This is a genomic window from Natrarchaeobius chitinivorans (genome assembly GCF_003841505.1).
Taxonomy (GTDB): Archaea; Halobacteriota; Halobacteria; order Halobacteriales; family Natrialbaceae; genus Natrarchaeobius; species Natrarchaeobius chitinivorans.
Genome location: NZ_REGA01000005.1, coordinates 47,241 through 61,963, shown reverse-complemented (window position 1 = coordinate 61,963; position 14,723 = coordinate 47,241). Strand labels below are relative to the sequence as shown.

The 14,723-nt window shown below is 61.7% G+C and carries 11 protein-coding genes; 6 read left to right on the top strand and 5 right to left on the bottom strand.

The window, feature by feature from the left end; all coding sequences use genetic code 11:
• Nucleotides 1-791 precede the first annotated feature (791 nt).
• Entirely contained in the window at nucleotides 792-1,460 is a 669-nt protein-coding gene (locus EA473_RS22540; RefSeq protein WP_207890155.1) for a helix-turn-helix transcriptional regulator, read from the bottom strand.
• Between the two features lie 355 nt (nucleotides 1,461-1,815).
• Here EA473_RS22540 and EA473_RS07765 point away from each other — a divergent pair, with 355 nt between their 5' ends.
• Genes EA473_RS07765 through EA473_RS07750 form a run of 4 tightly spaced genes read left to right on the top strand, consistent with a single transcriptional unit; the run spans nucleotide 1,816 to nucleotide 7,263 of the window.
• Nucleotides 1,816-3,219, top strand: coding sequence for a nucleotide sugar dehydrogenase (locus tag EA473_RS07765; protein ID WP_124195099.1), 1,404 nt, complete (start codon nucleotides 1,816-1,818; stop codon nucleotides 3,217-3,219).
• 46 nt (nucleotides 3,220-3,265) lie between these two features.
• Nucleotides 3,266-4,330, top strand: coding sequence for a DUF354 domain-containing protein (locus EA473_RS07760; protein WP_124195098.1), 1,065 nt, complete (start codon nucleotides 3,266-3,268; stop codon nucleotides 4,328-4,330).
• Nucleotides 4,331-4,334: 4 nt separating this feature from the next.
• A complete protein-coding gene (locus EA473_RS07755) occupies nucleotides 4,335-5,297 on the top strand; it encodes a glycosyltransferase (RefSeq protein ID WP_124195097.1) in 963 nt (320 codons plus the stop codon).
• The gene (locus tag EA473_RS07750) at nucleotides 5,287-7,263 is read left to right on the top strand and encodes a hypothetical protein (RefSeq protein WP_124195096.1); all 1,977 of its coding nucleotides are present in this window, start codon (nucleotides 5,287-5,289) and stop codon (nucleotides 7,261-7,263) included. Before EA473_RS07755 ends, EA473_RS07750 begins: the two co-directional genes overlap by 11 nt.
• A gap of 299 nt (nucleotides 7,264-7,562) precedes the next feature.
• Here the strand turns inward: EA473_RS07750 and EA473_RS07745 are convergent, their stop codons facing one another.
• Complete coding sequence (locus EA473_RS07745; protein WP_124195095.1) at nucleotides 7,563-8,138, bottom strand: metal-dependent hydrolase; 576 nt, start codon at nucleotides 8,136-8,138, stop codon at nucleotides 7,563-7,565.
• A complete protein-coding gene (locus EA473_RS07740) occupies nucleotides 8,139-9,119 on the bottom strand; it encodes a DUF1616 domain-containing protein (protein WP_124195094.1) in 981 nt (326 codons plus the stop codon). It lies immediately after the preceding gene.
• Between the two features lie 387 nt (nucleotides 9,120-9,506).
• Here EA473_RS07740 and EA473_RS07735 point away from each other — a divergent pair, with 387 nt between their 5' ends.
• Complete coding sequence (locus EA473_RS07735) at nucleotides 9,507-10,133, top strand: DUF7344 domain-containing protein (RefSeq protein WP_124195093.1); 627 nt, start codon at nucleotides 9,507-9,509, stop codon at nucleotides 10,131-10,133.
• A 22-nt stretch (nucleotides 10,134-10,155) separates the two neighbouring features.
• On the opposite strand, the gene EA473_RS07730 is transcribed toward EA473_RS07735, so the two are convergent.
• Both EA473_RS07730 and EA473_RS07725 read right to left on the bottom strand, forming a co-directional pair.
• Nucleotides 10,156-10,710, bottom strand: coding sequence for a hypothetical protein (locus EA473_RS07730; protein WP_124195092.1), 555 nt, complete (start codon nucleotides 10,708-10,710; stop codon nucleotides 10,156-10,158).
• A gap of 239 nt (nucleotides 10,711-10,949) precedes the next feature.
• On the bottom strand, nucleotides 10,950-12,626 hold the full coding sequence (locus tag EA473_RS07725; RefSeq protein ID WP_124195091.1) for a hypothetical protein: 1,677 nt from the start codon (nucleotides 12,624-12,626) through the stop codon (nucleotides 10,950-10,952).
• A 296-nt stretch (nucleotides 12,627-12,922) separates the two neighbouring features.
• Between EA473_RS07725 and EA473_RS07720 the strand changes: the two genes are divergently transcribed.
• Nucleotides 12,923-14,254, top strand: a complete 1,332-nt coding sequence (locus EA473_RS07720; protein ID WP_124195090.1) for a polysaccharide deacetylase family protein — start codon at nucleotides 12,923-12,925, stop codon at nucleotides 14,252-14,254.
• Nucleotides 14,255-14,723 lie beyond the last annotated feature (469 nt).

Here is a 14,723-nt window from a genome sequence, read left to right as displayed (position 1 = left end):
TGCAAAGGGTGTCGATCGCGACGGACGTATCCGTGATAACCCGGTTCGAGATGGCTTTCCTGCGTTCGGTGCTGTTTCGTGTCATGGATTGATCGTGCCCGCCCGTCGAACGGAGGGCAGCTACCGATCGAAACGGAATCATCGGGCATTACTATAGATCGGATAAGATTCGAGTGTGTTCCGCGAACGGGCGAACCGACAGGGACGTTCCGCGACGGGCGCAGAGTGAGCGCGTCCGATTGGAGTGAACGTTCCCGCTCGAGGAAGGAGACGGCGAACGGACTCCCGATCGCGTTGCGACGCTCTGTCCCGGGGCACTCGACCGAGCAGGCATATCAGTCCCGAGACGGTCTGCTGGAGGTCAGTACCGTGGGAAAGAGACGGGGTACGGTTGTACCGCGACGGCGGTACAGCAATCCGAGAACCCGAGCGAACTCGTGGGACTGCGTTCGCCCTCGTTCGTCATACGGTCTGCTATGACCGATTGCCGGTCGATCGCCCGCCGTTGTGCGATAGACCGATAAAGACCATCGTAGACGATATCACTCGAGGTGTGAAGGGAAGACCGGGAGGGGGCGTCGGACCGGCGCGTACGACCCGTCCCGTTCGTACGACCGTCCCCGTTTACCGTAGGAATAAGGCCGTCCCGTCGCTCGCCACGTTCGAAATCGGCTCCTCTTTCCGACCGGGCGAGACGGGAATCGCGGTCTACGCCCGTGACATCGGGCGTGGTCTGGCCGAGGAGGCAGGGGAATGACTGCCAGAAAGGGCCACTCGAGTCCCCCGTCAGGTTACGGGACCGGATTGTCGGCGTCGGGACGTGCGGATCGGCGGTTCGACGGTCCCTCCGCGAGCGAGATCACGTTCTCCCGACCGACGGTGGTCTTCTCGATGGTCCCGTCTTCGCACATCCTCGAACAGATCCGACTGACTTTCGACTTCGACCAGCCCGTTTCGTCGGTGATCCGATGTTGTCGAATCTCGCCATCGTTTTCGACGAGTAACTGAACGACACGCCCTTCGTCGCTGAGAAGCCTCGGAGGCGTATCGATCGAGATGACGTCCTCGTACGGGTTCCGATCGTCGGATCGAGGTTCGTCCGTGTCTCCCTCGTCCTGAGACGCTACGTCCTGTCGGTGTGAGTCCCGAGAGCGAAAACTGGATGGATCGACAGCGCCGTCGCGGTCGAGTAGCAGTTCTCCGCCCCGAATACCGATAAGAACAGCGATCAGTGTGAACAGGACGACGATGAGGAGCCACTCCAAGAACGACGCGTTGCGGATCGCCGAAAACCAAACCGACCACACACCGTCTACGAATAGGACGGGTGCGCGAACCGACGTCGTCGGTACGTCGGTGTACGCGTCGAGGACGGTGGTCGAAACACCGTCACCGGCGGGGGCACGATACTCTCCCGCCGGTGTGTGTGGTCCGCTTGCGAGCTGGGAATGGTCGTCCATGGCTATCGCGATTCTGATGACGGATACGTTCGACCGGGCGTCGATGGCCCGGGTACGCGACCGTCGTCGAATCTCCGACGGAAGGGACCTTCATTATGGGTTCGTACAGGTCCGTTTAACGCCCTGCTAAGCTATCGCGGCGAATTCGGCTCGAATTTCGGGCGGATCGCCGATACACCTCGAGAGTATCCTGTTTTCAGCTGTTGAGAGGGGTGCAATCGTTTATCGAGGGTATAGTAAACGGACCGGAGCCGCTCGATGTGAGCGAGGACGATCCCGCATCGACGGGATCACGAACCCGAACGGGACGTCGGCGCACGAACGCGTCTGACGGTCCCGTGACAACGTACCATCCATGAATCCGACAATCAGCGACACGGACAACCGAACGGACGGTCGGGAGCACGACCGATACCCGCTCAGTCGAACCGAACCACAGACAGGCGGGAAACGAAAAGCGGTCGACGAATCGGCCCGCAACGCGACGATCTGCGTCGTCGGACTCGGCTACGTCGGATTGCCCCTCGCGGTCGGCTTCGCACGGGCAGACTACCGCGTCATTGGGTACGACGTCGACGAATCGACGGTCGAACGGCTCCAGGCGGGGATCGATACGACCGGCGACCTCTCCGACGACGCCGTCCGTGATGGCGACATCTCGTATACGACGAGCGCGGGAGCCATCGCCGACGCCGAGTACGTGATCGTCGCCGTTCCGACGCCGATCGACGACAGAAACGGACCGAACCTCGAGCACGTCGAGAGCGCCGCACGGACCGTCGGCTCGAAGATGACCGCCGGGACGACGGCGATACTCGAGTCGACCGTTTATCCGGGAGCGACCCGCGAAGTGTTCGTCCCAGCCCTCGAGGACGCGTCGGGGATGACGGCGGGTGAGGACTTCTTCGTCGGATACTCCCCGGAACGAGCGACGCCGGGAGACGAAGACCGCAGCGTCGAGGACGTCGTCAAAGTCGTCAGCGGCCAGAACGAGAAGGTTCTCGAGGACATCGCACAGCGATACGAGTCGGTCGTCGACGCGGGCGTCCACCGCGCGCCCTCGATCGAGGTCGCCGAAGCGTCGAAGGTCGTCGAGAACGCTCAGCGAGACCTCAACATCGCGTTCGTCAACGAACTCTCGGTCGCGTTCGACCAGATGGACGTAGACGCCCGCGACGTCCTCGAAGCCGCGGGGACGAAGTGGAACTTTCACGACTACCGACCCGGGCTCGTCGGCGGCCACTGTATCCCAGTTGACCCGTACTTCCTGGCGTATCGCTCGTCACGGGACGGGTTCGAGCCCGAACTGCTTCGGCGGAGTCGCGTCGTCAACGAGTCGATTCCCGACCACGTCGCCGAGTTGACGATCGGCGCGCTCAACGAGTGTCACAAGACCCTCTGTGAGAGTCGCGTTCTCGTCCTCGGGCTCGCGTACAAACCGAACGTCGGCGATATTCGCAATTCGAAAGTCGCCGACGTCGTCGACGCCCTGACGGACTACGACGTCGACGTCGAAGGCTTCGACCCGCTCGCAGACGACGACGACGTACGTGAGACGTTCGGTCTCGACGTACAGGAACGGCTCTCGTTCGACGGGATCGACGCGATCGTACTGGCGACCCCCCACCCCGAATTCGAACAGTTCGACCTCGAGGCGGTAGCGAACGCCCTCGCAGAAACGCCAGCGTTGATCGACGTGACCGGATCGATCGACGAGGACGTCGCGACCGACGCGGGGTTCGTCTATCGAACGTTATGACGCACGAAAACGCGGAAGACGACGTCGACAGTCGGGTGATCGCGTAATGCGGTTCGTCGTCACGATCCAGCATCCCGGACACGTCCACTTCTTCCGTCACGCGATCGGGGAACTCGAATCCCGTGGGCATCGCGTCCACGTCTTCGCGCGCGAGAACGGTGTGGCGGTCGACCTGCTCGAGGCCTACGACATCGACCACGAGATCCTGGCCGGCGAGGCGGATTCGATGCTCTCGCTCGCAGCGGTTCAGACCACGTACGAGACGCGGCTGTTGTATCGAGCGCGACGGATCGATCCCGACGTGATCACGGGCATCGGCGGCGTCGCCGCCGCACACGTCGCGACGGCGCTTCGTGCGACGGGCGTGATCTTCTACGACACCGAGCACGCGAGCCTGATCACGAGCCTCGGCTACCCCTTCGCCGACGTCGTCTGCACGCCGTCGTGTTACCGCGACGACGTCGGTTCGAAACAGGTGACGTACCCGGGGTATCACGAACTGGCGTATCTCCACCCCGATCGATTCGAGCCGGATCCGTCGGCCCTCGACGTCGCCGGCGTCGCCCCCGACGAGACGTTCGCCGTCGTCCGGCTCAGTAGCTGGAACGCGACGCACGACGTCGGTCACGGCGGCGTCGACGATCCCCGCGAACTGGTCGATCGACTCGAAGACGCCGGTGCGACCGTCCTGCTCACGGCGGAGGGCGAGCCGCCGCCGGACCTCGCGTCGTACCAGCTTACGTCTCCCGCAGAGCGGTTGCACGACCTGCTCGCGTACGCGGACGTCGTCGTCGGAGAGGGTGCGACGACGGCAGCCGAAGCCGCGGTACTCGGCACGCCGTCGGTCTACGTAAACTCGCTGTCGCTCGGCTACACCGACGACCTCGAGGAGTACGGGCTGTTGTACGCCTACGACGCCGACGATCGACACGAACGAGCGCTCGAGCGCGCGGTTTCGATCGTCGAATCGGACTCGAACCAGTGGGACCGTCGGCGCGAGCGACTGCTCGAGGAACGAATAGACGTGACGTCGTTCGTCGTTCGGACGGTGGAGTCGGCGGCTCACGGAACGAACCCGGACCGACCGATACCGGCGATCAATCCCGGATGAGACGATGAGAGTACTACAGATCGTCACCACGCGGCGGCCGTTTTTCGACCAACAGGTCTCGGCCCTCGAGGATCGCGGCGTCGACTGTACGGTCGTCGGCGTTCCCGGTCGCGACAGGGGCGATTCGGTGCGGACGCCGCTCGACTACGCGCGTTTCTACCCGAAGATACTCTCGGAGGTTCGGTCCGATCGGTACGATCTGGTTCACGCGAACTACGGACTGGTCGCCCCGTTCGCGCTCGCTCAGCCAGTCCGTCCGACGGTGCTCACGCTGTGGGGAACGGATCTGATGGCCGAATGGGAGTGGCTGCGGTCGATCAGTCGGTTCGGGGCCCGCCGTGTGAGCGAAGCGGTCGTACCGAGTTCCGTGATGTCACGGCAACTCGAAATCGATCACGAACTGATCCCGTTCGGCGTCGACACGGAACGGTTCAGACCGATCCCACGAACCGTCGCGCGCGAGCGCATCGGCTGGGAGACCGACCGACCGGTCGTGCTCTTCCCGTACGATCCGTCGCGGGCGGTCAAAGACTTCCCGCGGGCACGTCGTATCGTCGACCGCCTCGACGCCGACGTCGAGTTGCGTCCGATCGACGGCGTCGACTACGAGGAGATGCCGTACTACCTGAACGCGAGTGACGCGCTCCTGGTCACGTCGACGCGAGAGAGCGGCCCGATGGTCGTCAAGGAAGCTGCCGCCTGCAACCTGCCGATCGTTTCGACGGACGTCGGGTTCGTCTCCGAGACGGTCAGCGGCCTCCGCAACTGCTTCGTCAGCGACGACGACGGAGAACTCACGCTCGCGCTCACCGTCATCCTCGAAGACGGCCGACGGTCGAACGGGCGCGAACGGATCGACGGGATGGGCCTCGAGACGATGGGCGATCGACTGGTTGCGCTCTACGAACGGCTCATCGAGACGAGCGACGAGACGCGACGCCGGAGGATGATCCCCGATGGAATATAGATCACTGTCGGAACTGCGACCGCTACGACTCGACACCGTCGCAGCGATCGGCGGACTGGCAATCGCCCTGGCACTGCTCCCGCTGCGACTGTTCGCGTCGCAGATCTATCTCAACACCGTCCCGCTGGTGCTCGGCACAGCCTGCCTCCTCTACATCGCGGCGTTGTACCAGCAACGCGACGGGGAATCGTATCCCCGGTTACCGGAATCCGTAACGATGGCCCTGCCGAGTGTCGTCCTGGTCGGGCTCACAGCGATGGTCCTCCTGCCCGTTGTGCAGGGAGAGCGAACGGCCGCGTTCTTCGGCCTCTCGAGTGTCGTCGCGACGCTGCTGGTCGGACAGATTCTCTTCGCCAGCGACCGCACCTTCGACCGCGGCCTGTTGTTGCTCCAGATCGTCCTGTTCGCGTTCGTGTTCCGGTTTACCGCCCTGTACGCGACGCCGGGGTTCGTCGGGATCGATATCTGGACGCACATGGAACTGGCAAGCGCCATCCGCGAGGAAGGGAGTCTCGGCGCGATTTCTCACGACAAACACTACGCGTCGCCGTTTTATCACCTCCTGGTCGTCGCCTCCTCGCTGCTGTTCGACGTGTCGCTGCGTCTCGGGTTGTACCTGTCGGTCGGAATCGTGATGCCCGCGTCGATCCTGCTGGTGTATGCGACGACGAATTTACTGGTTTCGGATCGGTGGTCGGTGCTCGCGGCGGCTCTCTACGCCCTCGCGAGTCACGTCTCAATGTGGGGAATCCACCTCATCCCGACGAGCCTCGGGCTGGTATTCTTCCTCGGGATGTTGTACGCGCTGATTCGGGTGATGCGGATCGAGTACACGTTCCGGGACTTCTCGTTGTTGCTCCTGTTGAGCGTCGCGGTCGTCCTGACCCATCAGGTGTCGACGTTCATCATGCTCGTGTTGTTGCTCGCCGCCTTCGTCGCGCAGGTGGTCTTCGTCGTCGGTCCGTTCGGGCTCACGAGACTCGATCCGGACGTCTTCCGCGTGAAAAAGCCGGTCAACCTCATCGGGCTCGTGGTCTTCAACTTCGGAATGACCATCTTCGTCTGGTCGCTGACGCCGTACCGCCAGCAGTCGTTTCTGGCGACCGTACTGAGCTTTTTCACCCAGACCTTAGAGGAGAGCGCCGGCTTCCTCAACATCGCAAGCGGATCGACCGGCGGCGGGGAGGCCGCCTCGGTGACCGATCCGACGCTGCTCGAGCAGGTCCTACCGTACATAGACGCGCTCGGGTTCCTGTTTTTGCTCGGCGCAACGTTCGCGGGGTGTCTGTACGTCGTCCATCGGCGACGGGCCGAACAATCGGTGTTCACGCTCCTGCTCGCCGCTGCGTTCATGCTCGTCTTCGTCATGGGTATGCCGATGTTCGGAATCCACACCTTCATCCCGACGCGGTGGTTCGCGTTCCTCTACGCGCCGATGGCCATCCTCGGGGCGATCGGTCTCCGGACTGTCACCCAAAACCTGTCGCCAGCGTTCGTGGTGTCGTGTCTGCTGTTGTTCACGCTGATCTATCCGGGGGCGATGGTCCTCGCCGTGGAGAGCAACGCGGACAATCCGGTCTTCGACGAGCAACACGAACGGTTGGCCTACGACGAAGCGGAACTCGCCGCGGTCGAATCGGTCGCAGCACTCACCGGTTCGCCGGACGGCAGTGAGATCAGGCCGGACCAGCGGCTCTACACGGACCACCCGTACCAGACGGTGATCAGTCGCACCGGCGCGTATCCATCGACGACGACCGCGACAGTGCCGAACGATAGCGTCGCGGACCACGAGTACGTCGTCTACCGGGAAGCACAGTCGACTCGAGCCGTCTACTTTACCGACGAAAGCGGAGAGGGACGAATCACGCAAATCTCTCGAGATCAACTGTGTCGGCCGGATCAGGCGACGATCTACACCAACGGCGAAGTGACGGTGTGTACACCGTCGCCCGCGACCGCCTGATCGGCTCGCTCGCGGTTCACTCATTCCGAATCGGAGACCGGGGAGGGGTGTGAAAATAGTTTCAATTGGTGCGACATCGGCCGTCAGTCGTCCGACCGAAACGCCAATCGACCTGGGGATTCGTCCGTGCGAGAAACGACTCGAGACGGGCCGACTGATACTGCCACACAGAACGATGCGGCGATCGGTCCCTCTCCTGTAGCCGACTCCAGTGGCGACGGCCACGAATTCGTGACCGACGTCTCGCTGACTGCTGTCCGACAGTATGACTGTCGGTCGACGAAAACTATTCGACCTCGTCAGCGCAGCCGGTCGCGGACGAATCGCCAACAGTCGCTACCGAGTGGTGCGCCGTCGTGTATCCAGACGACGACGACCATCGCCGCCAGCGAGAGCTGCAACACGAACCCCGCCGACACTCCCTCCGCGAAAAGATCGTTCGCATACCGGATCATGTACACGCCGACGTGATCGAGGAACCCACCGTGATCGCCGGCAGGTGGCGAGGAAATCGGCCAGAGAACCACGCGCGGTTCCGGCGACCGGCCGGCGCGAATCGGGTTGAGGACGTCGGTGACGAGGTGAGACAGGTACGCAAGCGAGAAGGCACCGGCGAGACGCCAATCGCCGCTCCGGGCGACCAATGCGTACGCGACGAGACAGACGAACGGTGCGACGAAAAGCGAGTGGGCGATCGAATATCCGGTCTCGGTGACGCCGACCGTCCAGGCCAGAGGCTTATCGATCAGATCCGGAAGCAACGATCCGAAGACGACAGCAGCTGTCTCCCGGCCCGTCGGTGAGTCACCCACGAGCAGGTTCGACGCGAGCGAGTAGAGGACGTATCCGACAGCGACGTGCTCCCAGGGCCACATCTATCGGACCTCGATCGGCACGGAGACGACGCGGTAGGCGTCGTCACCCGTCGGCTCTGCCGGCGGTTCGCTCTCGAACAGCAATAGCGTCAGACGAAGGTCCTCGCCCCGCTGGGTCGGCGTAAATTCGAGGGGCTGTTCGCGGGTCTCCCCGTCGGCGACCGTCGTCGACTCGCGAGTGAGTTCCGTGCGGTCGGTCACGACGCCGTCACCGTCCACGCGCTCTAGCACCGCGACGGTCGTGTACGTCGTCTCCTCGCGTTCGTGATTCGTTATAGAGACCGCCACTTCGCCGGTCTCGCCCTGGGCGTAGGTCGACTCGTACATCGTCTTCGTCTCTCCGGTCACGTCCTCCGTCTCGATCGAGAATTCGGTGAATCCGTCGTGCTGTGGAGGGGCGGCCAGTGCAAAGCCGACGCTCGCAAGGAGCAACGTGAGGGCGAGTGCAATGGCGACGTTGTACGGTCGGGGAGTCGGGACTCCGTACGCGTTCGGTCGCAGTCCCGCAAAAAACGGCGTCACGTCCGAGAGCGTCGGTGAGTACCGTCGCTGGGGTGGACACCGCGCCCGTGAGACGATCGCGAGGACTGCGAGGGCAACGGTCAGTACGGCGATCGCGGAAAGTACCGTTTCGGCCGTCAAACCCCTAGGGGTTGCGGCCGTAATGAGGGTGGCCGCCGGAACGATCGCGACGCTAAAGACGACTGACAGGACGAACCGCTCGATGGGCTCGAGGCCTCGAGCGAGTAGCAGTGGATTCCTGAGTCCCATCTTCTCGTCGTCGAACGATCGGTAGTCGTCACCGGTTTCGTCCGGAAAGAGAGCCGCCATGAGGGCGTATCCCGGGAGAAAACAGACGAACGGGAGTGCGAAAGCGATCCTGAGAGGTCCCTCGACACCGGCGAACAGCCCGAACGCGAGGGTTCCGCTGACCGCGATGACGACCGCCAGGTCGAGAAACCACCAGTCTGGGTCACTCATACGGTTCTCGACGGGGCCGATGGGGTTTATTATCGCCCCGATAAAGCGAGAATAGATTCGTCAATTGGCCCTCGATCGAGGGTGATGTATAACGAGACCGATGGGAACTGACTTATATATACTTCCACCGTTCGAAAACGGTTGTGGAATTTGGAACGAACCGAAAGTATGAGTAAACGTTGGGAAAATACAATCGCAGATTTCGGTTATTATACGGCCGGCCGGGAGAACTCAAACACCGTCATCAGACTCTGACAGTCATTTTATCGTGGTATTAAAATGACGTAAATAATCTCAGTCGTCTCGTGAAATCAGAGAAAATATCGCAATTTGAGAGGACAGTTTCTATCCTTTATTACCCACTATCAGAGAGAGGAAGATGGCACGATGACACCGACTCATATCAGTCGTGAAGAACAACCTGCGGAGGAATCGAACGGAAGGGATGACGATTCCGACACCGAAGGGGGAACGAACGGGAAAGACGACGGTTCCGACGCCGAGGATGTGCTCTCCGAGGACGAAATTTTCCATCTCCTCCAGAACGAACGTCGGCGCCTGGTTCTCAGGTATCTCCGCGATACGGACAGTTCCGTGCGTATGCGCGACGTAGCAGAACAGGTCGCTGCGTGGGAACACGAGACCACCGTCGAAGCGCTCACGTCCAAGCAACGTCAGCGCGTGTATATCCCGCTGTACCAGTCTCACCTCTCGAAATTAGACGAAGCGGGCGTCATCGACTACCAGAAAAACCGTGGCATCGTCGAACGGAAACCCCGTGCGGACCGAATCGATCAGTACCTCCAGGTCGATTCCGACAGCGAACCCGCCGACGAGCAGTCGACGACCGCAGCCGCCAGCGACTACTACATCGCCGCAACGGCCATCTGTTTCGTCGCGGTTCTCGGCGCAGCACTGGAACTGCCGGGGATGTCGATCCTTACGGGGACCGGACTGGCCGCGCTCGTCCTGATGGTCTTTACGGTACTGACCGTCTCGCAGTACGTGAAGTGAAAAGAGATACGTGCCGTTGCGTTCAGACGAACCCCGAAATGGGAACGAACCAGGCGACGAGGGTCATCACGATGAACGTAAACGTCAACGCAGTGAGCACGGACGTCATCCAGGCGAACAGCAAGACGACGACGAAGCTGAAAAGGCAGAACCCGAGAAGAGATACCGAAAGCTGGCCCCCGTTTCTAGCTTCCGGATCGGGCAGTTCGACCGTGCCCCGGTCGGGATCGAAGTCGACGACGTCCGCGGCGTCGAGTGCGGGCAGGCGATTCTCGTAAAGGTGTTCGTGAACGGCGGCCCACGTCTCGATCGGCTGTTGATGTTGGTCGAGGAGTCGATCGACGATCGAGTCGATGGTCACGGGAGCGGGTATCTCCTCGATAGCAGCCAACAAGGCTTCGTCGGATTCCGGAACGAAATTCGTCGCCGTCGCTTCGACATCTACGCCGACAGACGACTCCGGTGTTGCCGTCGAATCGTAGTAGATCGTGACCGACGAGGACGGATCGGCGTCCTTTGTACGCTCTTCGCCGGATTCGTTCGACGAAGGGCTGAACCAGGACGGCGTCAGACGCATATTCCACGCTATCCCCTGGCGATATATAAGTATTTTCACCGTCGAGATAGTTGTCTGACGAGGGTCGGTTTCAGCCCATCCCTGTAAACGCTATTCACCGGTGATTAAGTCCCGATACCAGGTTTCGAACGGATCGCGAACCGGCGAACGATACTCCCTACTGCAATGTACGCCTGATCGCACGAAGCCGTGTGAGCAGTGTGTGACTACGTTGTGGATGGTAGGACAGTGGATACGGGTTACGTTCGAGGCGTGAACCGGGGCCTGGGCTTTCCACTTCGATCTCGCCGCGACCCCAGCCAGGTCTGAACGTCGTTTATCCGTAACTTATGCTGTGGCGGAAGCGGATAGAGACGGTCTCGACCGGGGAGCAGTCGACGATCGAGATCGTACCGGTCGAAGACTGCCCACCGGTTCGGCCACGGGGATTCGAACGAGGAAAGGAAGGGCGTGTTCCGGCGAACGAATCCCTCGACCTCGTTGAACAGAACGTGATTTCGGGGACGATCGGGTGGTCGATGACGCAACACGTCGTCGTCGAGCCGTTCGCACGCCCGCAGGAACGTTTCCGTCGTCCGAACGTGAGGAGGTGTCCGGAGGTGCCAGTCGAGCAGTTCCAGATCGGTCGCCAGAAACGGCGCGTAGAATCGATCCGCCAACTGGGTGTGAAACGGCATCGACGGCTGGTTCGCGATTCCCGCGCACGCGAGCGCGTTCTGAATTCCATCCGCTCGAGCGCGCGTCGAGGCGAACTCGTCCCCGATCGCCTCTCTGACGAACGTCTCGGGATCGACGTCGAACGCCGTCCGTTTCGCGAGTTCGAAGCTGGCATCGCTGTCGTACCCGAACTTCCCGAGAAGCGACTCCACGGGGTCCGGATCCGGATCGAGGCGATCGAACGGGAGCCGCTTGCCGAAGATCTCTACCCCGTCTCCCGCCGTGAAGTGTCCCCGGAAGAAGGTGTCACAGAGGAGTCCGTGATAGACCGTATCCACTTCGATTTCGTCCGTGTACCCCGCGTGGTGGATGTGAAGCGACTCTTTGATCCCCTGGGTGTATCGAACTTTGCGCTCGTCGGCGAGCAGGTACCGTTCGTCGGGCGGAAACGCCGTGTGTGTCGCGTCGTACTGGTGGGCGAGACGCTTCGCTCCGCGGACTTCCTGGGCCTCCGGCGAACCCACCGTATAGCAGCGATCGATCTCCGAGAGCTGAGAGAGGAAAATCCGGGAGTCGTAGCCCGCCGAAAGGAGGAGTCCCTTGCGACCGGGGTGGTCCGATCGACGCCGGATGGCCCTCGAGAGTCGCGTCGCCAGTTCGTCTACGTAGTCGAACTCCTGTGGATCGTAGACGAACCGGTCGAGCGAGTCGACCGCCGACGCCGTCAGTCGGCTGTCGAGGGGCAACCGACAGAGTCCGTTCACCCACGTCTTCTCCCCGAGAGTCACACCGAGGTGAACGAACTCGAGGAGGCCGTCGTCGTCGGGCGTCGGTTCCGGAATCGAGCGAGCGACTGCAGCGGCGTCCGTCCCGAACGTCCGGGGGCCCGATGCGTCGGTATAAAAACACTCCCGCGACCGAACCGGGTCGGTGACGACGAACGGGTCCTCGTCTACGGGATCGACGACCGCGAGATACGATCCGTTGAGCGACGTCAGCGCGTCGAGCCCGTCGCTCGCGTACCGTTCGAGGAGCCACCGTGCGGGCCCCGCTCCATCGGGGGCATACGCTTCGCCCCAGACGACACAACTCGCTTCTCGATCACGGTGAACGTCGCTCCAGCCGGGGCGCTCGAGACCAGGATCTCGGATTCCGACCGTAACGCCCGGACCGACGATCACCTCGTCGAACTCGTCTCGTGATCTGAACCGCTCGAATGCATCGATACCGCCGAAAACGCCGAAGAGTTCCTTGTTCATCGTTGACGACCACCTCGAAAGTGACGACTGATCGAGGGACACTATCGCCGCTCCCCCGTTATCGTCCGCTCGCTGGAAACGGTGCATACTGACTGCTGTAAGTTATTTCCGAAGACCGGTCACCGCCCCGCGGTCGCTCCGGTACACAACTACAGCAATCCGTATCAGTCCGGATAGGCGTTTACTATACCGTTGTTAAACGGGAGAGGTGGCGCGAACGGCGCGATTCTGACGGTCGAGTGGTTCGACTACCCACTGCATAATAATTGGACCTCTGTGGGTAGGTCGGTCCACCGATGGCAGACAGACGTACGAGCAGACGACGATTCCTCGGGCTCTCGAGTGCGGCCGCAGTCGCCGGCTTCGCCGGCTGTACGGACCGTGTCGAACTGGAAACCAGCAGTTCGGGCGGTAACGGAACCCGTAACGAATCGACGGGCGACGACGAGACAGACGTGTCGGCACTCCTCGATGGCGTGCCGGAACTCGAGACCGAGTACGACAGTCGCGAGCGGTACGGTCAACCCGGCGAGGCCCTCGATGCAGTCGAGGAGTTCGACGACTGGGAAATCGTCCAGGGGGCGGGGGACGCCGACGAGGACGTCGCGTTCGACGGCTCCCAGAGTCTCAGGCTAACGGTCGACGAGGACGAGACCGGCGTCGCGAGTCTGGAACTCGACGACGTGGATCTGACCGACAGGGACCTCTCGTTTGCGATCCGGACGTCGACGCCACAGAACCTGACGGTTAACGTTCACGTCGTCGATATCTTCGGGAACGAAACGATATCGTCCCTCCGAGAGATTACCTACCGAGCGCCCGACGTCGGCTGGTTTCGTGCGAGCCCGGGCGTGTACGAACGGAGCGAGATGGATACGGCGATGGACGAACTCGATCGCATCGAGTTCCACGTCCTGCACACCATGGACGAAGCCGAGGTCTGGATCGACGACGTCCGCATTCACGACACGCCCGATCAGGGCTACGTGATGCTCGTCTGGGACGACGGGTTCCGCGATTACTACGAGACCGCCTCGCCGTTGCACGACGAGTTCGGGTTTCAGACGGTACAGGCACCCGTTCCCCGGTGGACCGAAGAGGGTCGAGACGGGATCATGACGGTCGCCGAACTCCAGGAACGACAGGACGCAGGTGACCAGATCGTCGTCCACGGAACCCACGAACCGATCCACGAATACGACGACGAAGACGAGATCGAGACGCGAATCCGTGGCGACAAGTACTGGTTCGTCGAGAACGGCTTCGAAGGGGCGAACTACATCGTCTATCCGCACAACAGCTACGACGAGACGAGTCTCGAGTACTTCACCGACTACCACTACTGTGGCGGCTTCAATCAGGCGGGAGACGTCAACACCACCAGCGTCTACGGCTTCGATCCACTGGCGCTGCCGCGGACAATCGGCCACGACCTCGACATATCGAAGCGCTGCGTCGATCTCGCCGAGGAGCACCACCAGTGTACGATCCTGAACTTTCACGCCTTCGACGCCGAGAATACGATGCCCGAATCCGACTACGAAACGTTACTCGAGCACATCGACGACGCAGACGTCGAGGTCATCACTTTCGACGACCTCTGGGAGCTGCGCACCGATCCGTTCTGAGACTGTCGGCCAAGACGGTTCATACGGTTTACTGTAAGTCGTTACCGGAGCGACCGCGGGACTGCGCCCGATCGCTCCGGTACACAGTTACAGTAATCCGTATCACACATCGACCACACGCGAACGGCAGCCGCCGTCGGTGACGAGCCGTGAGACGTGGTCGAGTGTTTACGGACAGTTGTCCGACAGTACGCGGGCTCTGTTTCGATTCTGCAACGATCCATCGCCGTCTGCGTGTTCTCGAGTGACCGAGCGGTCCCCTTCCGTTCGGATCTGAAAGAGTTCCAGTCCCATCTAACAGTTCTGGTGCCCTCCCAAGCGTCGACTGCAGGGACGAATCGGCCTGCTGCGACGGATTCGACCCTGCAATTACTGTAGGATTCCCTCTCCCGATTGGCTGCCTGTCTACCTATAGTAGCCACTGAGAGTCATTGCACACCCGATCGCCAGACAGATCGGCGATCGGTGT